The 20,505-nt window shown below is 67.7% G+C and carries 14 protein-coding genes; 2 read left to right on the plus strand and 12 right to left on the minus strand.

Annotated features, from left to right (window positions below):
- Positions 1 to 470 precede the first annotated feature (470 nt).
- The 10 genes from ACWEO7_RS34420 to ACWEO7_RS34465 all read right to left on the minus strand — a co-directional run bounded on the left by ACWEO7_RS34420 (position 471) and on the right by ACWEO7_RS34465 (position 14,721).
- Positions 471 to 2,270 (minus strand): alpha/beta hydrolase-fold protein, encoded by a 1,800-nt coding sequence (locus tag ACWEO7_RS34420; RefSeq protein WP_452429480.1) that lies wholly within the window; start codon positions 2,268 to 2,270, stop codon positions 471 to 473.
- Positions 2,271 to 2,492: 222 nt separating this feature from the next.
- Positions 2,493 to 3,533, minus strand: a complete 1,041-nt coding sequence (locus ACWEO7_RS34425; RefSeq protein ID WP_452429463.1) for an alpha/beta hydrolase — start codon at positions 3,531 to 3,533, stop codon at positions 2,493 to 2,495.
- A gap of 880 nt (positions 3,534 to 4,413) precedes the next feature.
- On the minus strand, positions 4,414 to 5,475 hold the full coding sequence (locus tag ACWEO7_RS34430; RefSeq protein WP_452429465.1) for an alpha/beta hydrolase: 1,062 nt from the start codon (positions 5,473 to 5,475) through the stop codon (positions 4,414 to 4,416).
- Positions 5,476 to 5,780: 305 nt separating this feature from the next.
- Positions 5,781 to 6,848 (minus strand): alpha/beta hydrolase, encoded by a 1,068-nt coding sequence (locus tag ACWEO7_RS34435; protein WP_452429467.1) that lies wholly within the window; start codon positions 6,846 to 6,848, stop codon positions 5,781 to 5,783.
- 229 nt (positions 6,849 to 7,077) lie between these two features.
- Positions 7,078 to 9,018, minus strand: a complete 1,941-nt coding sequence (gene zomB / locus ACWEO7_RS34440) for a flagellar motor control protein ZomB (RefSeq protein ID WP_452429482.1) — start codon at positions 9,016 to 9,018, stop codon at positions 7,078 to 7,080.
- Positions 9,019 to 9,022: 4 nt separating this feature from the next.
- Positions 9,023 to 9,949, minus strand: coding sequence for a decaprenyl-phosphate phosphoribosyltransferase (locus ACWEO7_RS34445; protein ID WP_450016902.1), 927 nt, complete (start codon positions 9,947 to 9,949; stop codon positions 9,023 to 9,025).
- A 1-nt stretch (position 9,950) separates the two neighbouring features.
- Complete coding sequence (locus tag ACWEO7_RS34450) at positions 9,951 to 10,511, minus strand: phosphatase PAP2 family protein (protein ID WP_452429484.1); 561 nt, start codon at positions 10,509 to 10,511, stop codon at positions 9,951 to 9,953.
- Between the two features lie 74 nt (positions 10,512 to 10,585).
- Positions 10,586 to 12,520, minus strand: a complete 1,935-nt coding sequence (locus ACWEO7_RS34455) for a glycosyltransferase (RefSeq protein WP_452429469.1) — start codon at positions 12,518 to 12,520, stop codon at positions 10,586 to 10,588.
- A gap of 7 nt (positions 12,521 to 12,527) precedes the next feature.
- Positions 12,528 to 13,754, minus strand: a complete 1,227-nt coding sequence (glf, locus tag ACWEO7_RS34460) for a UDP-galactopyranose mutase (RefSeq protein ID WP_356963340.1) — start codon at positions 13,752 to 13,754, stop codon at positions 12,528 to 12,530.
- Positions 13,755 to 13,998: 244 nt separating this feature from the next.
- A complete protein-coding gene (locus ACWEO7_RS34465) occupies positions 13,999 to 14,721 on the minus strand; it encodes an SDR family NAD(P)-dependent oxidoreductase (protein ID WP_452429471.1) in 723 nt (240 codons plus the stop codon).
- A gap of 109 nt (positions 14,722 to 14,830) precedes the next feature.
- Here ACWEO7_RS34465 and ACWEO7_RS34470 point away from each other — a divergent pair, with 109 nt between their 5' ends.
- On the plus strand, positions 14,831 to 15,463 hold the full coding sequence (locus ACWEO7_RS34470) for a TetR/AcrR family transcriptional regulator (RefSeq protein ID WP_452429473.1): 633 nt from the start codon (positions 14,831 to 14,833) through the stop codon (positions 15,461 to 15,463).
- A 50-nt stretch (positions 15,464 to 15,513) separates the two neighbouring features.
- On the opposite strand, the gene ACWEO7_RS34475 is transcribed toward ACWEO7_RS34470, so the two are convergent.
- Both ACWEO7_RS34475 and ACWEO7_RS34480 read right to left on the minus strand, forming a co-directional pair.
- Entirely contained in the window at positions 15,514 to 16,272 is a 759-nt protein-coding gene (locus ACWEO7_RS34475; RefSeq protein ID WP_452429475.1) for a MerR family transcriptional regulator, read from the minus strand.
- Positions 16,273 to 16,458: 186 nt separating this feature from the next.
- Positions 16,459 to 17,898 carry a SpoIID/LytB domain-containing protein gene (locus tag ACWEO7_RS34480; protein ID WP_452429477.1) on the minus strand — a complete coding sequence of 480 codons (1,440 nt, stop codon included), beginning with the start codon at positions 17,896 to 17,898 and terminating at the stop codon, positions 16,459 to 16,461.
- 250 nt (positions 17,899 to 18,148) lie between these two features.
- On the opposite strand from ACWEO7_RS34480, the gene ACWEO7_RS34485 reads away from it, so the two are divergent.
- On the plus strand, positions 18,149 to 20,505 hold a 2,357-nt coding region (locus tag ACWEO7_RS34485), incomplete at its 3' end, for an N-acetylmuramoyl-L-alanine amidase (protein ID WP_452429479.1).

A 20,505-nucleotide genomic window follows, 5' to 3' on the forward strand; every position in this document is an offset into this window, starting at 1 on the left:
GGCGACTGCGTCGCGAACGCGGCGGTCACTCGGACGCGAGCCGGGCCGCGAACGGCGCATGCTCGGTCTCGCTTCGCTCGAAACCGGGAGCTACGCCGACGTGCTCGTATACATGTCAGCTCACCATCCGATGCATGCTTCCAGGCACTAGGCCAAGGCCCGACGCACAACTTCCATCTGGCCGGGCGGGCGACGCCGTAGCCGCCGAACCGGCCGAACCGAACCAGGTGGCGCACTCGCGGCAGCTGCCGATGCGGCCGACACAGGTCGCAAGGCGGGTGATGGTCCATCCGCCGACGACAGCGGAGCGAACACTGTGCGCGCTGCGCTAACCGAGCCGGGGACCGGCAACCCATTCGTGCGGTCGATCCGGAAGCCGCGCACGACCTCACCCAGGCGCATCCGCTAACACGTGGCGCGGGTCGGGCAGGTCGGGTGAGAGCGCGCGGGCTGCCGTGCACCGGTCGCACTCAAAGAGCGTGCAGTTCCGGTTTGCCGTCGCGCAGCGTGATGAAACCTCCCTGGAAGTTCTGCTGCACGCCGTCCGAGATGGGGAACTCGTCGCCGGTGGGGAAGCCGAGTTTGCCGTTCTCGTAGCCTGCGTCGCGCCAAGCGTCCAGTATCGGGCCGTTGCGGACGGCCCAAGCGCCGGACACCGGGCTCCAGTAGATGGCCCCGCCTTCGAATCGGCTGAAGCGGCCCGCGTCCTTCACCGTCTGCTCTTCGGCGACCGGGAAGCCGAGCGGACTGTTCTCGAAGCCCAGCTGGGCGTACTTGCCGAGGATCAGGCCCTGGACGCGGTGCACGCCGGTGGCCTGGCTGTAGTAGAACGGACCGTTCTCGAAGGCTTGCACGGCGCCGTCGCGACTCGGTGTCTTGGCCTCCGGCGCTGTCGGGTAACCGGCGGGACCACGTTCGAACCCCTGCTTGCCCCACTCGTCGAAGATCGCGCCACGCACCATTTGAGCGCCGAGCTGCGGCATCCAGTAGAGCGCGCCGTGCTGGAATGCCTGGAACCGGCCGCGGCCGTCTTCCAGTGCGCGTTCCTCGTCCGTCGGCAGCCCGAGCGGTCCGGTAGGTCCTCCCGCCGCCTGGTAACCGGGCCCGAATACGCCGCCGACCGGGTGAGCGCCACTGTCCGGCGTGAAGAACACCCGGCCGCCCTTGAAGTCCTGCGCGGTGCCTCCTGCCACGGCGTACTCCCCGGTGAGGCAGTCACCGAGCCAGCCCGCCGCGGCTGCTACCGGGCCGATCGCGCCGCCCGGCTGACAGGCGGGCTTGCCCTGATCGACGCCGAGCGCGGACGCGGCCTGGGTCCAGGACTGACGCATCTCGAAGTCCCAGTACGGCCAGGAATGGGTGCCGGACGGGCGATAGTTCACCTGCGCGGGAATCGCCAGCTTGGACAGCTTGGTCACGAAGTTCTGCGACGTGAGCCGGGAGAGGATCTCCAATCCCATGCCCGCGATGTTGGTGCTCACCCCGGGAATGCCGAGCGCGTGGTCGTAAGGACCGATCGCGCCGCTGCCGCTGGAGACGTAGAGACTGACTCCTCGCAGCTTGTCGGCCAGCACGTACGGGTCGTGCGCCTCCCACTCCGGGTCCGTCTGCCTGCCCCACATGGCGGCGGAGTCGAAGCCGCCCGCATCCCGCATGGCGAACTCGATGGCCTGCGGCATGCCCAGCGTCGTCGTGGTCAGGAAGCCCGAATACGACGCGGCGTGCCGTACGAAGCCCGGATTGCGGGCGGCGAGGAACATCGCGGCCGTGCCGCCCATCGAGAGGCCTTCCACGCCCCGCACCGGTGTCGCACGCCAATGACTCTCCAGCAGCGGCGGAAGCTCCTTGGTGAGAAAAGTCTCCCACTTGTAGGTACGGCCGTTGTCCGGCTGGAGCCAGTCGGCGTAGAAGCTGGCCTGCCCACCCACCGGCAGCACCACGGTGACGTTCTTGTCGGCGAAGAAATCGACCGCCCCCGCCTCCTTCGTCCAGCCGCTCTCGTCGTCGGTCGCGCGCAGACCGTCGAGCAGGAACAGGACGGGGAATCTGGCCTCCGGGTGGGCGTTCCAGTCTCTGGCCAGCAGCAGCTGGACCTGGATCGGCACCCCCATGGACGGCGAGGTCACCCACAGCGCGACGCGACGGTCGCTGAGCCACTGGACCTTCTCCAGCGCGGGCGCGGCCACGGCCGCCGTGGGCTCCGCGACGGCGGGAGCCTCGACCGACACGCTCGCGGCTAGCGGGACCACCATCGTGGCGGCGAGCAGCATGAGCCGCTCGCGTGCCGAACGCGCGACGAGACGCCCGCGTATGCCACAGCTACCGCGCGTAATCCCTGCCACAAAAGCTTTGTACTCCCGTTATAGCGACGTTTACGGGAGACACGCGCTGCACAGCAAACAATGTTCGCTGTCACGCGATCATGGCTGCCCCCGAACGCAATTCAGGCCGCACCGAATCGGTGCGGCCTGAATGCGACGAGGTGGATCAGATCACCAGGCGCCGGTGGCGTCCAGGATCATGTTGCGCGAGGCGAACAGCTCGCCCTCCCAGTACTTCCAGGAGTGGGTGCCCGCGGCCGGGAAGTCGAACCGGGCCGGGATACCCAGCGAGTTCAGGCGGGCCTGGAACGCGCGGGTGTTCACCAGCGACAGGGCCTCCAGCGCCATCCCGTTGCCGGTGTTGAACACGCCGACCGCCGAGTTCGGCTGGTCGTACTGACCCGGCAGGCCGCTGGCGGCCGAGATGTACATCGGCAGGCCGCGCAGCTGCGGCGCGAAGACGAACGGGTCCATCCGCAGCCACTGCGAGCTCCACGGCGCGGCCATCGCGTCGACGTTGTAGCGGCCCGCGTCCAACATCGCGATGCGGATCGCCTCACGCATACCCGGCGCGGAGATGTTCAGGTAGCCCGAGTAGGAGGCGGCGAACTTGAACTGGTCGCGGTGGTAGGCCGCGAGCGCCAGCGCCGCGCTACCGCCCATGGACAGGCCGACAACCGCGTTGTTGGTGCGCGAGACGCCGTAGCCCTCCAGGAAGGCGGGCAGTTCCTTGGTGAGGAAGGTCTCCCACTTGTAGGTGGTCTTCTGGCCGTTGGTGTTCGACGGCGCGTACCAGTCGGTGTAGAAGCTGGACTGGCCGCCGACCGGCATCACCAGGGTGATGTTGTCGTTGCCGAACTGCTGCAGCGCGTTGGTCTCGAACGTCCAGGCGTTGCGGTCGTCGCGGGCGCGCAGACCGTCGAGCAGGTACAGCGCCGCGTTGCCGCCGCGTGCGGCCCACTGCACCTGCACCTTGATCGGGCCCATGCTGGACGGGACCATCAGGTCCTCGAAGCCACCCGCGGGCGCCCGAAACACCGGCGTGTGCACCGACGGCGCCGCTGCGGCGAAAGTCGGGGTTGCCAGGCCTGCGGCGATCGGTAGCGCCAGCGCGGCGGCACCGACAGCCAGAATTCGATTACGCCAACCGCGAGCCGCGCCTCGCCGTCCCGACTGTGTTCTCTTCGGCGCGGCCGCCCTGCCGAAACGCATGAATCCTGCTCTCTTTCTGCTGTTGTGGTGCCACTCGCCGCCCGAGGGGCGAAGCGGCACCCGTGTTGCCAACGAGACGCGCGTCACGGACATGGTCCCGACAATCCGATCCCCATGACGGCGCTACAACGATCTGGTCACACTTGCGCTCGCTGGACGATATTCGACGCCCCTCGCTTTAGCAAGATCCGGGGTCTTTCCACTGGCCGAAATCCATCCGTTCACGCAAGGTAATGATGCGGTGACCTTATCGCGTTCTCGCGGTGATGTCGTGTTGGAACGCAAGATATTCGCGCTCCTGGCGGGAACTGTCACCGACCCGAGATCTTCGCAATCCCGACACCTCCAGCGGCCTCGCCCCAAGCCCCCGGCACCTTCCAGCGACGGGGCCGAGTCCACCCGGACCAGTGACCGAACCGTGATCGGAACCGAGATCTGCCGTGATAGCCACGTAGGCGACTTCGGGCAAACAGCACCGAGCACCGATGACCACACAACAGCGATCATGCAGCAAACATCGGGTGGAATGCTCGGGCTTCCCCGCAGCGCCCCCCACACCCCCTAATACCTACCCCCACTCCCTCGAGCTGGCGGCCCCGAGAACCCCTCCCTGTTCAAAACGACCACTACGCAGCCCCCACGGCCAGGAAGCCAACTGCACAAACCGCAGACAAATGCCCCGCCAATCCCGCCGCACACCAGAAAGCGCAAGTTCCCCACGCACTGAACCCACTCGGGTGCGAGTCTTACGAGCGCCGTTCGCGGCCCGGCTCGCGTCAGAGTGGACGAAGCGCATGCGCCGCAGGCGCGAGTCTCGTCCGCTCTGACGCGAGCCATAGAGGGCCGCGAACACGCGGCGCCGCGGGCGCCGCCAAAAGATTCAGCCGATGTTCGCCGACATATCCGGGATCATTCGCATGGCCTCATCAGCCCAGTTGTTCCAGGCGTGAATACCGTACGGCGGGAAGGAGTAGACGGCATTGCCGCCACCCAAGGTCGCCATCCGGACCTGGAACGCGCGAGTGTTCGCCAGCGCCAGGCTCTCCAGCCCCATGCCGGTGAGGGTGCCGAAGCTCGGCGGGTCGCCGGCCGAGGGCAGTCCGCTCGCCGCGGCGATCCACAGGCGGGTGCCGTTGCGGATCAGGTTGGGCGCGAACACGAAAGGGTCCATCCGCAGCCACTGCGGGCTCCACGGCGGCGCCATCGCGTCGACGTTGTAGCCGCCCGCGTCCAGCATGGCGGCGCGGATCGCCTCCCGCATACCCGGCGCCGAGTTGTTCAAATAGCCGGAGAACGAGCCCGCGAAGCTGAACTGGTCCGGGTGGTAGGCCGCCAGGGTGAGCGCCGCGCTACCGCCCATCGACAAGCCGAAGGCGCCGTTGCGGTTGGGGTTGAACCCCAGGCGATCGCGCAGCGCCCAGCGCAGGTTGTTGGTCAGGAAGGTCTCCCACTGATACCGGTAGCTCTTGCCGGGCCCGCCCGCGAACCCGTCCAGCCCGCCGGAACCGGTGCTGGAGCCCGCGCCTGCCGGGATGCCGAAGAACTCGCTGGGCGCGATCCAGTCGGCGTAGAAGCTCGACATGCCACCGACCGGCATGACCACGTTGATGTTCTGGCTCGCCAGGACTTGCGGGATGTTGGTCTCGATCTCCCAGCCGTTCAGCGTCTCCGGCGCCCGCATGCCGTCCAGCACGTAGACGACGCGATTGGTGTTGCCGTCGGCGGCACGCAGGATCCGGGTCTTGATCGGCCCCATGCCGGAATCGACCCAGAAATCGAAGGCCGCGGGGTCGAACGCCGCCGAGGCCGTGGCGCCCGGACCCGCGATGGTCGCCCCGAGCGGCAGCAGCATCGCCGCGGCGATGCCGAGGGCGGACCGTCGCAACCATGAACCGGCTACTCGGGACCTCTGGGGCCAGCGCTTCCCGCGCGCACTACGCATCACATCGACCTTTCCTTCAGGCGGCCCGGTTTGGCAAACTATTGGCAATCACAACCGCTCCCTCATCGGACACCAAGACGCGACGCCCACCAAGAAACCGGACGAATCGACCTTGATGCATGCTGTTCGGGTATCAATTGGAAACGAATGCCTTCATGTTGCTGGATGGTGATCCAGACCACAACTACCGAAGCCGTTTTCTCTTCATATTCGTTGCCGAAGTACCCGCGGACGACCGGGTAAACGCCGAAAGGCCGCTCCGCGCCGATGGCGCGAAACGGCCTTTCCTCGCTATGGCCGGGCTACTACCCGATGTTCGCGGACAGATCCGGGATCATCCGATAGACCTCATCGGCCCAGTAGTTCCAGTTGTGCACACCCACGGCCGGGAAGTCGTAGGTGACATTGTTCGCGCCCAGGGTGAGCATGCGGACCTGGAACGCGCGGGTGTTGGCCAGGGCCAGCGTTTCCAGACCCATCGCGTTGAGCGTGTTGAAGCTGATGCCGTCCGCCCCGCTGGGCAGACCGCTACCGGCGGAGACCCACAAGCGAGTGTTGTTCGCCTTCAGCCGCGGCGCGAACACGAACGGGTCCATCCGCAGCCACTGCGGACCCCACGGCGGCGCCATCGCGTCGATGTTGTAGCCGCCTGCGTCCAGCATCGCCACGCGCAGCGCCTCACGCATACCCGGCGCTGAGATGTTCAGGTACCCGGAGTACGAACCGGCGTAACGGAACTGGTCGGGGTGGTAGGCCGCGAGAGTGAGCGCGGCGCTGCCGCCCATGGAAAGACCGAAGATGCCGTTGCCGTTCGGGTTGAACCCGAGGCGGTCGCGCAGCGCCCAGCGAAGGTTGTTGGTGAGGAAGGTTTCCCACTTGTAAGTGCTGGACTTGCCCGGTCCGCCCGCGGAACCCGTCAGCAGGCCGGAGCCGGAGTTCGCCGAGCCGGTGGAGGACGAGCCCGCGCTGCCGAGGCCGAAGAAATCGCTCGGGCCGTTCCAGTCGGCGTAGAAGCTGGACTGGCCGCCGACCGGCATGACCACGTTGATGTTCCACTTGGTCAGCTCGCGTGCGACCTCGGTATCGATCTCCCAGCCGCTCAGGTCGGTGCGCGCCCGCATGCCGTCCAGCGCGTACACCACGCGGCCGGTGTTGCCATCGGCGGCGCGGAAGATGCGCGACTTGATCGGCCCCATTTCGGAGTCGACCCAGAAATCCATGCCATCCGGATTGAACGCGGCGGACGCCGGGGCGGCAGGGCCTGCCACCGACACCCCGAGCGGTAGCAGAACTGCCAGCGAAACCAGCATGGACCGCTTGAGCCAGGAACCCGCTCTTCGAGAATTCAGACGACGCCCGATCACGCCTCGCATCAGTTTCAACCTTTCGTTTGCACAGCGACAGCGGCAAGCCGTCCACACGGTAACCCGTCGATGCCCACGACCGGTGGACGCCAGGCCGGGCATACGGTCGTAGCGTATATCGGTATCGACACGGTGGCGTTACCAAAAAGAGATAAAGCGGCGTACGCCACTTTATCTACCTCGCAAAATGGGACCATTGGGCCCACCGTGCCCGATGGGCCCAATGTGATTCACGGGATCAGCGCGGCGCGACCGGTTGCGGGAAGGGATCGACCAGTCCGCACCGCTGGATCTCGTACTTCGGGACGCGATCGATGCGGTACTTCGCGAACCGCAACGCGTTGCGCAGGTTGTGCCGGAAACGCTCGAAGGTGAGCGGATCGCGGTAGGAGATCAACAGCGCCTGGGTGTCCGGGCAGGACATCGCGGTGCGCGCCTGGGCGACCCACTTCTCGTCCAGGTACCAGGGCATCCACGGTTTCTTGTCCACCATGCCGGTGTCGACGACGACCCAGTCCGGGTACAGGCTCTTGTCGTGGCCGATCCGGCCGTCGGTGAGCCGGTCGGTGTGCGCGGCCAGCGGGTAGGCCAGGCCCATCGGATCGATCACGGACACGTCCAGCGGAACGTTCATGCTGGTCATGCCGAGATTCAGGAAGTAGACCGTGTGCCCGGCGCCACCCTCCGGAATCGGCTGGGGCGGCGGAGCGATGTACCAGAACATGAACGACGGCGAATTGAGCAGCAGACCGCCGTTCGGAGTGGCGGTGATGTCGTCGACCATCGCGCGGATGCGCGGGTAGTCCAAGTAGTCCTCGGCCAGGATCGGGTGGTCGTGCCCGGTGTTGAGCACGTAGTAGACGCGCTCGTCGACGATGCCGGTCGAAGTGATCTTGGTGCCGGTCTTGATCGCGGTGGTGTCGGCCGCGAACAGCGCCCACCCCACGACGCCGACGAATGCCACGGCCAGCGCCGCGTAGGACCAGTCGGCGGCCGTGGCCGCGCGCACACCGCCCTGCGGCGCCCGGATCGGAATGACCGCGACCGGGAGCAGGAACAGGAACAGCTGGGGCAAGAGCATTCGGCCGTGCATGAAGTCGCCACCGACCCGAAGCGCGTAAATGGTCAGGAGGAACCCGCTGGCCAGAACCAAAGCGACCACCGCGCCCGGCGAGCGCAACCACTCCCGGATCCGGCCGATCGACCAGCCACGCACGTCTTCGTTTCCGGCACGCGCGTTCCGAGTCGCACCCGTGCGAGCGGCGAGCACACCGGCGATCAGCAATACCAGCAGCGGCGCCCACAGGAAGTACGGACCGACGAGGTCCCAGAGGTAGGTGAAGCCCTGCCCCCACTTGGCGCCGCCCGCGTCCTTCGCGACGGCGGTGTTCGGGTAGGGCAGGCCGTAGTAGCCCATCCGCCAGATCTGGTAGCCCAGCGGCACCAGTCCGGCCACCGCGACGATCACCGCGCGCAGCACGATCGGTCGCAGCCTGCTCTCGGGCATGGGCGCGCAGAAGATCATCAGCAGCGCGAGCGCGCCGACCAAGGTCATCTCGGGACGGATCAGCGGGGCCAGCCCCGCGAGGAAGACCAGTCCGAGCAGGCCCGGCAGGCGCACCGACTTGGCCTGGCTCCAGCGCATCAGCTGCCACCACAGCAGGCCGATCCAGCAGATCACCAAGCCGCTTTCCAGACCCGAGGTGGCGTAGTCGCGGGCCGGGGGCAGTGCGATGTAGACCAGCACGCCCGCGGGCAGCAACAGCCCGGTGGGGGTCCCGCCCCACAGGCGCGCCGAACCGAGCATGGCGAACACGACCGCGGCCAGCGAGACGGTGAGCGCGACGCCGAGCACCACGTACTCGAGCCGTGCCTGGGTCAGCCAGCTGAAGAACCAGACCAGGTAGGTCCACGCGGTGCTGGTGTTGGTTTCGACGCGCTCGCCCTCGTTGAAGACGGGGCCGTTGCCCGCCAGCAGGTTGCGCACCGTGCGCAACACGATGAGACCGTCGTCGGCGATCCACCGCCGCTGCCAGCCCCCGACCGCGAAAAGAACAACGGTGAGCGTGATCCCACCGACGAACGTGGCTTTGGACAGACGCGCGAACCGCGACGCGGAGCCGGACGACTCATCGGCCGACCGCTCCGCCGCGTATTCCGTTCGCTCCGCCACCAGCATCTCGTCAGGTGAGATAGACAGCGACACCTACCGCTCCGATCCAGGCGATTGCGAGGAACTGCAGGACGCGGTCCCCCAGCGCGATCTCTTCCGGCTCCCCGGCCTCGCCCCCATCGACGTCGACCGCGTAACGCAGGATTGCGATGGTAAACGGGACCATCGAGATCGCGAACCAGTTGGTGTCCTTGATGCCGTCCTGCTGGAATGCCCACAGCCCGTAGAACACCACCACCGCCGTCGCGGCCAGCGTCCAGATGAAGCGCAGGTAGGTGGGCGTGTAGTACTCCAGCGACTTGCGGATCTTGGCGCCGGTGCCCAGCGCGATCTGCAGCTCCGCGTAGCGCTTGCCCGCCGCCATGAACAGCGAGCCGAAGGCCATGATCAACAGGAACCACTGCGACAGCTCGATGTCGGCCGCCGCGCCACCGGCGACCGCGCGCAGCAGGAAGCCGGAGGACACGATGCAGATGTCCAGCACGGCTTGATGCTTGAGCCCGAAGCAGTAGGCCAGCTGGATGCCGATGTAGACCGCCATCACCACGGCGAGATGCCACGAGGCGAGGAACGAGCCCGCGATCGACCCGGCCAGCAGCAATGCCGACAGCAGGTAGGCCAGGTTCACCGGGACGACGCCCGCGGCGATCGGCCGGAACCGCTTGGTCGGATGCGCCCGGTCGGCCTCCACGTCGAGCGCGTCGTTCACCAGGTAGATGCCCGATGCCGCCATGCAGAACACCACGAAGGCGATGCCGACGTGCGCGAGCACGTCCACGTTGGTCGCCGTGCCCGCGGCCAGCGGCGCGGCGAGCACCAATACGTTCTTGACCCACTGCCGCGGACGGACTGCCTTGAACAGACCGCCGGCCAGCGTCTTGGGCGGGCCCTTGACTACCGCCTCGGCCAGGTCGGCGCCGGTCGGCTCTTCACTCATGTCAACGAAGGCTCTTTCTTGTGCGGTCACTGTCGAGTCTCTTTTCGGCGGCGAGCAGGGCGGCGGCGGACGCGGCGCCGAGCGCGGAACCGGCGAGCACGTCGGTGGGGTAGTGCACCCCGAGGACCACCCGCGAAAGCAGCATCGGGGGGACGAGCACCGCAGGCAAGGGTAGCCCGGTCAATCTGCCGAGCAACACGGCCGCTGCCGTCGTCGAGGTCGCGTGCGAGGACGGGAAACTGAGTTTGCTCGGCGTCCCCACGTTGACCTGCACCGACGGATCGTTGGGGCGCGGACGGCGAACGACGCGCTTGATGACGATCGAGGCCGCGTGCGCGCCGACCGCGCCGACCGCGACCCCGGCCCACTGTCTGCGCCGCGGCTTGTCCACCAGCCAGCCCGCGGCGGCGATGCCGACCCAGCCGAGCGCGTGCTCGCCGAAGTGCGACAGGCCACGCGCGGCGGACACCACGGCGGGCTTGCTGCCGAGGGTGGCCTGCACCGCGTTGATGATCGCGACCTCCGGCGGCGCCTGCCCGGCCTGCGCGGGGTGCGCGGACACCGGGCCGCCGTGACCGTTGGCGCTGTGCAGCGGCGACTGCACCGCCGCGTCGTCGGCGGCGCTCGCTCCGAGACTCACTGCTGCTCATCCTTCGTGTCGATGCCGAAGACCTTCTCCCACGCCGCGGTGCTGGTCAGCTGCGGGTGGGCGGCGCGGTAGCGCTGCTGCATCTCCGGGAAACGGGCGGCCAGCTCCTTGCGCAGGCGCATGGCCTCCTTGAACAGGCCGAGCGCCTGGCGGGGGTCGCGCTTGCGGTAGACGACGCCGCGGCCGTCGGCCGTGGTGACGGTGACGCCGTCGACCTGCGAGAGCAGGAACCAGCGCGCGTCCAGCGTCGGCACGTTCAGCTGGGGCGTCTCGTGGTGTTCGGTGCGCGCGGAGCGGAAGTTGTGCACCACGCCCTTGGCCAGCCGCGCCACCTTGGCGATCGGATTGGCCGGCTCACCGACCGCCCCGACGCCGATGTGGCTGGCCAGCGGCAGTTCGGTGGACGAAGGCAGGATCACCGCGTCCGGGTACTGCTTGCGCAGCTCGTGCACCGCCCCCAGAGCGCTGGGCAGTAGCTGGAACAGCCGTTCCGGGCCTGCGAGGAAGTCGCGGATGGCGAGGTTCTGGATCGCGACCGTCGAGTACTCCAGGCACAGCAAATGCTTCAGCGTCGCCTTGATCGTGTTGACGACCATGCCGCGCCCGTTGCCCGGCAGGTGCAGCGAGGCGACGACCAGGCGATTGCGCAAGTGGAAGTACGCCTGCCAGTCGATGGCGTCGTCCTTGTCGCTCCACGCCATGTGCCACACCGCCGCGCCGGGCAGCGTGACGGTCGGGTACCCGGCCGCGCGAGCGCGCAAGCCGTACTCCGCGTCGTCCCACTTCAGGAACAGCGGAAGCGGCTGGCCGAGCTCCTCGGCGACGCGCCGCGGGATGACACAGGTCCACCAACCGTTGAAGTCGACGTCGATGCGCCGGTGCAACAGCTTCGAGTTGTCCCGGTCCTTGAGCGGATACTTCGAGAAGTCGTGGTCGTACTCGACGTTCGGCGCCGCGGTCCACATGAAGATGCCGCGATCGACCACTTCGCCCATGACGTGCAGGTGCGAGCGCTCCTGCAGGTTGAGCATCTGACCGCCGACCAGCACCGGCGACTTCGCGAAGCGGGCGAAGGCCAGCGCGCGCAGGATGGAGTCCGGCTCGATCTCGATGTCGTCGTCCATGTAGACGATGTACTCGGCGTCGGTGGTCTTCAGCGCCTCGTACATGACCCGGCTGTAGCCGCCGGACCCGCCGAGATTGGGCTGGTCGTGGATGGACAGGCGATCCCCGAGCGCGGCAGCCGATTCCGCGAAGCCGGGCTCGTCGACGACCTTCTTCGTGCCCTGGTCCGGGATGATGACGGCCGCGACCTTCTCCAGCACCAGCGGGTCGGAGCCGAGGGCCGCGAGGGTCTTCACCGCGTCGGTGGGCCGGTTGAAGGTGGGCATGCCGACGGCGATGCTGCCCTCGCCGGGCGCCTCGATCGGCGCGTACCAGCCGCCCGACAGCAGCGCGACCGCCGTGTCGGTGGTGATGTCGAACCAGATCCAACCACCGTCCTCGAACGGGCCCAGGTCGGTCTCGAATTCGACGACCACCGAGTCGGCGCCGGTCGCGACCGCGAATTCCTTGCCCTGCACGTGGATTCGCGAGCCGTCGGCCTTGGATCGGTACACGTCCACCCGGCCGTGACCGGCCAGTTCCAGCCGCAGCACCACCGAAGACAGGATGCTCCAGCGCCGCCAGTAGCTCGCGGGCAGCGCGTTGAAGTAGGTGCAGAAGGAGACCTCGGACTCCGCGCCGATCGACAGCGACGTGCGGGTGGTCGCGTGCGCGCGCCTGGCGTTGGTCTGCGACTCCTCGACGTAGAGCGTGCGCACGTCGAGCGGCTCGCCCGGCCGGGGCAGGATGATGCGCTGCAACAGCGACTTGGCGCGGGTCTCGGTGGTCATGTCTTCCAGAATGGATTGGGAGGTCATTCCGCTCCTAAGCCTCCTGGTCCACGAGCGGCGCACCATCCGCCAGATGCGGGTGCAGCACGTTGTCGAACGTGCTCAGCGCGCTGCCGATCGCCATGTGCATGTCCAGGTACTGGTAGGTGCCGAGACGGCCGCCGAAGACGACCTTCGCCGTGGCGGTCTCCTGCTTGGCCAACTCCCGGTAGGCCAGCAGTTTCGCCCGGTCCTCCGGTGTGTTGATCGGGTAGTACGGCTCGTCGCCGGTCTGCGCGAACCGGGAGTACTCGCGCATGATCACCGTCTTGTCGGTGGGGTACTCGCGCTCGGGGTGGAAGTGGCGCGGCTCGATGATGCGGGTGTAGGGCACGTCCGCGTCGTTGTAGTTCATCACCGAGGTGCCCTGGAAGTCGCCGAGCGGCAGCACCTCGGTCTCGAAATCGATGGTGCGCCAGCCCAGCTCGCCTTCGCTGTAGTCGAAGTAGCGGTCCAGCGGGCCGGTGTAGACGACCGGCGCGTCCGGGCTCTCGGCGCGCAACTGCTCGCGCACTTCGAACCAGTCGGTGTTCAGGCGCACCTCGATCAGGTCGGAGGCGGCCATGTTCTCCAGCCACTTCGTGTAGCCCTCGCGGGGCAGACCCTCGTAGGTGTCGTTGAAGTAGCGGTTGTCGAAGGTGTAGCGGACCGGGAGGCGGGTGATGTTGCCCGCGGGCAGTTCCTTCGGGTCGGTCTGCCACTGCTTGGCGGTGTAGTCGCGGACGAACGCCTCGTAGAGCGGGCGGCCGATCAGCGAGATGGCCTTCTCCTCGAGGTTCTGCGCGTCCTTGGTCTCGATCTCCGAGGCCTGCTCCGCGATCAGCGCGCGCGCCTCTTCCGGCGAGAAGTAGCGGCCGAAGAACTGGGAGACCAGGCCGAGGCCCATCGGGAACTGGTAGGCCTGTCCCTTGTGCATCGCGAAGACGCGGTGCTGGTAGCCGGTGAACTCGGTGAACTGGGTGACGTAGTCCCACACCCGCTTGTTCGACGTGTGGAACAGGTGCGCGCCGTACTTGTGGATCTCGATCCCGGTTTCCGGATCCGGCTCGGAGTAGGCGTTGCCACCGATGTGGTGGCGCCGTTCGATCACCAGAACCCGTTTACCCAGCACGGAGGCGGCGCGTTCGGCAACGGTCAGCCCGAAGAATCCGGAGCCGACGACGATCAGATCGAACTGTGAGGCGGAATGGACGGAGGTACCCGGGGACGATGCGACGGTCACGGGAGCCCAGAGTATCGGAAGTCCCCGCCGCGTCCGGGTGGAGTCGGAACTGCGCTGGGCGACACCACTCGCCGCACCCGGTTTCACGTCCCTGACCTCAGCATTTCGCCGGGTGTTTGCCCAAATGGACTTCTTTGGCAACTGACCGGTTGTTTACTGCCGCGGCCCGATGAGCGCGCACGGCTCCGGGTGCTCCCGGTCGCCGGAGCCGGTGCGCGCTCGAGGGGTCTTCTCGGGACGGGTGTCAGACCGGGAAACCTACGTCGAGCTCCACCTTGTCCCGCTCGGTGTACAGCCGCCAATAGTGATCGCCGAGCTCGTCGCCGCTCATACGGACGATCTCCAGGCCCGCCGGGATCACTTCCGGATTCTCATCGATGATCTGCGCGGCTTTGCTGCCGTCGATCAGCACGCCGATGTTGAGCAAGCCGACGTAGACGCCGGTACCGCGCAATTCCACCTCGAGCTGGCGCAGGTAACCGCGCTGCGCGGCCAGCGCGATGCCAAAGTTGGCCAGATAGGGCGCCACGTAGTGCTCGGACGAACCCGAGGAGAACAGCAGTGCGCCTTCGCCTCGCTCCACCATCTTCGGCGCGAGCGCTCGCGTCACCAGGATCGGCGAGTGCAGCTTCAGCGCGATGGGCGCATCGAGGGATGGGATGTCCACCGCCAGGGTGGAGGGGATGCGATCGCTCATGTTGCCCGCCGCGCCGTGCATGGCCGCGTCGATCGGCCCGAACGTCGCCTCGATCTTCTCGATCACCCCCGTGACCTGCGCGCCAACCATGACATCCGCGGGAAAGGCCGCGGCCTCGATGCCTTCGGCCGTCAACTCCTCCGCGTGCCGCCGCGCCTTTTCGGGATCCCGGCCGATGACGGCCACCCGGAAGCCTTCGCGCCCGAATCGGCGTCCCGTGCCGACGCCGAGGCCGGGTCCGCACCCGAAGATCGCGATGGTCTTGGACATTGCCACTCCTGATTAAGTTGAGACATGGTTCAAGTTACGCGGCCGACAGTAGCATTAAGTTGAACCAATGCTCAACATATGCGTGTTGCCCGATTTGTAGGATCGGCCCGTGGACAAGCCGTTACGCAGCGATGCCCAGCGCAATCGGGACGCGCTCGTGACCGCCGCACGCGCCGTCTTCGAGGAACGCGGTCTCGACGCGCCGCTGAAAGAGATCGCCGCCCGCGCCGGGGTGGCCATCGGCACGCTCTACAACCGCTTCCCTACCCGCGACGACCTCATCGCGGCCGCGGTCGAGGACCGGATCGAAGCGGGCAGCCGTATCGCCGAGAACGCGCTCGCCATCGATGACCCGTGGGAGTCGTTCGTCTACCTGGTGGAGCAGGTGTGCGCGTTACAGGCCGCCGACCGGCTGCTCAGCGAACTCGCCGTGCGGGCCGCACCCAGTCGCGCCATCGCGCAGGCCCAGGAATACGGTCACGGCCTGATGCGCCGGATCATCACCCGCGCGCAGGAGGCCGGCGTGCTGCGCGCCGACTGGGTACTCGAGGACATCGCGTTCATCACCTGGTCACACACCAGAATCGTCGAGGCGACCAGTCATATCGCGCCCGAAGCCTGGCGGCGCCACCTCGGTCTGATACTCGACGGCTTGCGCGCGGAGGCCGCCCACCCGCTTCCGGTGCCGCCGATCACGGAGCACCAATTGATGCACGCGCTCGGACGCGACGACGAAAGTTGATCCGGCGGCCGGTACGCGCACATGCGTCCCGGCCGCCGGAGAGTTGTGCGCTACAGCCGCTGCTCGGCGTAGACCTTCATCGCGTCGCGCACGAACTCGGCGGTGCCCGCGCCGTGCACGTCGTAGTTCGCCGCGAACCGCGGGTCGGCGACGTACATCTCGCCGAGATCGACGAACGCCTCCCGCACCACCGGACGACCCTGCCAGCCGATGCCGATCCACTCGTAGTGGCGCTGGACGATGGCCTGCACCTCGTCGGCGTCGGGCGCGAGTCCGTCGGCGTGCGCTCGGCCGTAGTCGGCGGCGATGTCGAGATGGGTTCGCTGGAAGTTCTTCTTGTCCGCGTCGGACATCGAGCGCCACCAGCGGTCACCGCTCTCGTAGGCGTCCTTGCCCCAGCGTTCGATCACCTCGTCCTTGTACTTCGTGTGGTCGAAGCCGTCGAAAACTTCTGCTGCCACGAGTTGTTCACCTCTTTCCGTCTTGTGCAGCGTGGTTCGCACCGACTCGATCTGCCGCCGGATCCGATCCTGTTCCTGCCGGAGCAGTTCCAGGTGCGTACGCAACGCGGCGGCGGTTTCCCGCTCTCCGGCAAGGACTTCGGCGATGACCGGAAGGCCGAGGCCGAGTTCACGCAGCAGCAGGATGCGTTGCAACCGCACGAGGGAGTGCTGGTCGTAGTACCGGTAGCCGTTGGCTCCGATCCGGCTGGGCGGCAACAGCCCCAGCTGCCCGTAATGGCGCAGCGTGCGACTGGTGGTACCAGCCGCCTTCGCCAGATCCTGGATGGACCACTCCTTGCCGCCCACGACCCGTCTTCCCTCGTGCTCTCGTCGGTGTAACTAGCTTGCAAGTTGACGTTACGTCAAAGTCAACCCGAAAACACAGCTGGTACGAGACCCGTCGCCCGAACGACGCTTTGCTCGCGGGTCGTGCGCACACGGGCCGAGTCGCACGGACCGGGCCGGAGGGACAAGACCCGGAGCGGCGTCGCATCAACTGGACGGCACGGCCGCGGCAGGCGGGGATGCGGGCGGAGATTCCGCGATTCGAGACTTCTCCGCTGAGGGTTGCATCCCGATGACTGGCGCCGGTCCGCCGACAGGTGCGGTGCCTGCCTGTCCAGGCTGGGCCGCACCGCCAGGCGTGGAAGCGGCACGAGGCGATGTCCCAGCCGGAACCTGTTGCGCGCCGGCAGCTTCCGGCACCGCCTGCACCATGCGCGAGTAGTCCACGACCTGCGCGCCCAGCGTGGGCGTCACGACGATCATGCCGTTGGTGTACATCCGGTAGATCCCCGCACGCTGCGGCAGGATCATCTGCGGTCCGACCGGCGCACCGAGGGAACCGTTCGCGCCGCCGATACGGCGGTACTCGGCATCGATCGCCGACTCGGTGACCTCCGCCGCCGACTCGGGCACCGCCGCCTGCGTCCGTGGATCGCCGGCCGGAGCGGTGGTGAGCAGCTCCCCGGGCGCCGGCCCGACGTCCATGGTGTTGATATCCGCCGGCTCCCCACCGCCCGGTGCGGCGGAGTACTCCGTCCGCAGGATCCGGCCTTCGCGCAGCAGCACCGCGCCCGCCGTGGCCGCGACGGCGGCCGCCGTCCGCGGGTCCTCCCGCGCGGTACCGGGATACTCCTGGCAGGCCGTCGTGTCGCACGTCTGCGCGTACGGATAACGCTGCTCGGCAAGGGCATACGAGCGGGCCGCGATCGCCTGGGCACGCAACGCCTCGACCGCTCCCTTGTCCGCCCAGTTGGGTAGCACCTCGGCCGGGACCACGCCGAGGAGATAGTCCTCGACATCCACCTGGTTGATCGCGCGTGCCGCGCCATCCTCGAGGGCGACGCCGAGTGCGCCGCGGTACGACGGACCACCGCACACCGTGAGATGTTCCGCCACAGGGCGATTCGGACGTGCGTCGATGGGATGAATCCAGGGGTCGTCGGTCGGCGCCTGCCACAGCACCTCACCGTCGCAGCCGACCGTCACCACCACATTCGCGCCGCCATCGGGCAGCGGCGTGAGGTGCGCGGCCTGGCCGGGCGGCACCTGTCGGCCCGCCACTCGCAGGCCGGTGGCGGCGAAGGCGTCGAGCGAGGAGCCGTCCTGTGCCGTGAGGCGGACCCGAACGGGGGAAGGCGCGACGGTGCCGAGCGTCGCACCGGGGTAGTAGTGCGCGAGGATGCGGTCGGCTCCCCACCCCGCTCGGGCGCTTTCGTACGCGCCGACCTGGCTCAGGCCGCGGCCGTGCCCGGGTCCGGCCAGCGGGCGATACGGCACCTCGCCCGGCCGAGCCGGAAGCGCGGCGAGGGCTCCAGCGATCACTCCGGCTCCGATGAGCAACAGGGAAGTGCGCACCAGGCGGCTGATCACCGGCCGATACGGCCGCCGGACTCGCTCCTGGCTCGTAGATATCGCCTTTACCTGCATTTTTCTGATCCCCGCATGCGCGTATTACGATGCATCCGTTCACTCCCGCGGTCTACAGATCCGGTAGATATCCACCTATTCCGCACGTTTTCCAGACGCGCTAGCAATCATCGAGCTACATTCAGGCAATCACATAATCCTCAACCAGAGGTTTAGACATGTGACAAATGTGGCAATTGTGACTGTTGATACATCAGGAAGTGACCCTGAATCACACATGATCACTGGTACGACCTGATTGGAGACGCTCGTGCGGTACCGCAGACCGAAACGCTCCTACGTGCTACCGGTTGTCACCACCCTCGCGGTAGCTGCCGCGCTCGGCACGCTCATGCTCAGCGATTCGAACGACTACCGCACCGCCACCAACAGCGAGCCGGCCGCCGTCGCGGCCGAACTCGCCGAGGTCGCACTCACGCGCGCGCCCGATATCGTGTTACCGCTGCGCGAACTCACCGGATTGAGCCTGCCTGATCTGCATCTTTCCGATCTGCGCATGCTGCAGAGCGCCCCGGGCATTCCGATTCCGGACGGACCGCTGCCACCGGGCGCGCAGCCACCGGAAGGAATGCGATTACCCAGCTCGAATTCCGTCCAAACCTCCGGTTCGGAATTCACTCCGAGTCAAACGTCCGAAAGCGCGACTTCCGCTGGTCAGCCGATTTCCGGGGCGCCAACGAGCAGTGTGCGCTTCATCGCCGATCCGGCCCGGCTACAGCCCGGCACCACTCCCGACACCCCCGCGTTGTCTCCCGGTGCGGTGACCCCCGAACTGATGAGCCAGGTGGGGGCGCAGGTGAAGGAACTCTCCAGCGACACCCCGTTCAGCATGGTCGCACTCACCGCGCGCCGACTGGCGGACACCAAGGCCACGATCCGCGCCCGCCAGCCCGACGGCACCTGGGGGCCCTGGTACGACACCGAGGCGGTGGACACCTACCGCACCGATCACTCCGGTCCCGGCTCGACCGACGGCACGGAGCCGATCTACGTCGGCAACACGAACGCCGTGCAGGTCCTGGTCACCCGTAAGCAAGCAGCTCCGACGATCCAGCCGGTGGCGCAGCCCGGACCCATCGCGGACGACCAGTCGCGACCGGGCGACCCGGCTCCGCACCCCGCCGCGCGTTCCGACGACCCGGCCCAGCAGTCCGCGGACCTGACCGCCGTGCTGATCGATCCCGGTCGGGCCACCGCCGACGGCGACCTGCACAGCGTCGCCGCCGCGCTGCCCGGCGGCGGACCGAGCGTGATCACCCGCGCCCAGTGGGGCGCCGACGAATCCATCCGCTGCGACCAGCCGACCTACGACGACCATCTCGGCGGCGTCACGGTGCACCACACCGCGGGCCGCAACGACTACAGCAAATCCGAGTCGGCGGGCATCGTCCGCGCGATCTACACCTATCACGCGAAGACGTTGGGCTGGTGCGACATCGGCTACAACGCGCTCGTCGACAAGTACGGCCAGGTCTTCGAGGGACGCTTCGGCGGCCTCGACCGCCCGGTGCAGGGCGCGCACGCGGGCGGGTTCAACGAGAACACCTCGGGCGTCGCGCTGATGGGCAACTACGAGTCCGAGCAACCGACAGAGCAGGCGATCCAGGCGATCGGCGCTTTCGTCGGCTGGCGCGCCAAGGTCGCCGGACTCGATCCCAAAGGCTCCACCACGATGTATTCCGAGGGCACCTCCTTCACCTCGTACGCCGAGGGTGAGGCGGTGCGGTTGCCGGTCGTCTTCGCACATCGCGACGTCGGCAACACCACCTGCCCCGGCGACGCCGCGTACGCGCTGATGGATCGGATCCGCGACATCGCCGCCGGTACGCCGGGCGCCCCCAGCACGCACGACAGCCAGGTCGCCCCGCCCGGCGAATCCGACGTGGCGGGCCTCGCCGCGCTGACCACCAAGCTGCTGAACATGGTGCAGGACAACATCATCGCCAGGCACTGGTCGCAGTCCGGTGGACCGAACGGCCCGCTCGGCGCCGCGCGGTCGGACGTGCTACCCGCCGCGCAGGGCAGGCAGTACGCGAAGTTCGCCAACGGCTACGTCTACACCGCCGCGGACGGACAGGTCGTCGAGGTGCTCGGCACCATCCTGGACCGCTTCCTGCAACTCGGCGCCGACACGGGTGCGCTCGGACTCCCCCTGCGCAACGCTCACCTGGTCTCCGACGGCCTGCGCGCCGACTTCGAGCACGGCTCGCTGATTCTCAACCAGCTCACCGGCATCGTCACGACGATATGGAAGACCTACATCGACACCTACCAGGAGGAAGTGAGCCGAAACCCGGTCGCGGCGCAGGTGAGCGCCCCGATCCCGCACCATCCCCCGGCTCCGGCCGCGTCGGCCGCCGGGGCTCCGGCCGTCACGGCTCCCGGTAGCGCACCGATCCCGAACGGCGCCCCTGCCGCGGCTACACCCGCACCGGCCAATGGAGTTCCGGCCGTCACGGCTCCGGGCAGCGCACCGATCCCGAACGGCACCCCCGCCGCGGCTACACCCACACCGGCCAATGGAGTTCCGGCCGTCACGGCTCCGGGCAGCGCACCGATCCCGAACGGCACCCCCGCCGCGGCTACACCCACACCGGCCAATGGATA

Source organism: Nocardia sp. NPDC004260 (assembly GCF_053603155.1).

What these genes read in the sequence shown, in the direction of transcription:
- ACWEO7_RS34420 (WP_452429480.1), bottom strand. Translation starts at nt 2,270, where the DNA reads ATGCTGCTCGCCGCCACGATGGTGGTCCCGCTAGCCGCGAGCGTGTCG.
- ACWEO7_RS34425 (WP_452429463.1), bottom strand. Translation starts at nt 3,533, where the DNA reads ATGCGTTTCGGCAGGGCGGCCGCGCCGAAGAGAACACAGTCGGGACGG.
- ACWEO7_RS34430 (WP_452429465.1), bottom strand. Translation starts at nt 5,475, where the DNA reads ATGCGTAGTGCGCGCGGGAAGCGCTGGCCCCAGAGGTCCCGAGTAGCC.
- ACWEO7_RS34435 (WP_452429467.1), bottom strand. Translation starts at nt 6,848, where the DNA reads ATGCGAGGCGTGATCGGGCGTCGTCTGAATTCTCGAAGAGCGGGTTCC.
- zomB (WP_452429482.1), bottom strand. Translation starts at nt 9,018, where the DNA reads ATGCTGGTGGCGGAGCGAACGGAATACGCGGCGGAGCGGTCGGCCGAT.
- ACWEO7_RS34445 (WP_450016902.1), bottom strand. Translation starts at nt 9,949, where the DNA reads ATGAGTGAAGAGCCGACCGGCGCCGACCTGGCCGAGGCGGTAGTCAAG.
- ACWEO7_RS34455 (WP_452429469.1), bottom strand. Translation starts at nt 12,520, where the DNA reads ATGACCTCCCAATCCATTCTGGAAGACATGACCACCGAGACCCGCGCC.
- ACWEO7_RS34465 (WP_452429471.1), bottom strand. Translation starts at nt 14,721, where the DNA reads ATGTCCAAGACCATCGCGATCTTCGGGTGCGGACCCGGCCTCGGCGTC.
- ACWEO7_RS34480 (WP_452429477.1), bottom strand. Translation starts at nt 17,898, where the DNA reads ATGCAGGTAAAGGCGATATCTACGAGCCAGGAGCGAGTCCGGCGGCCG.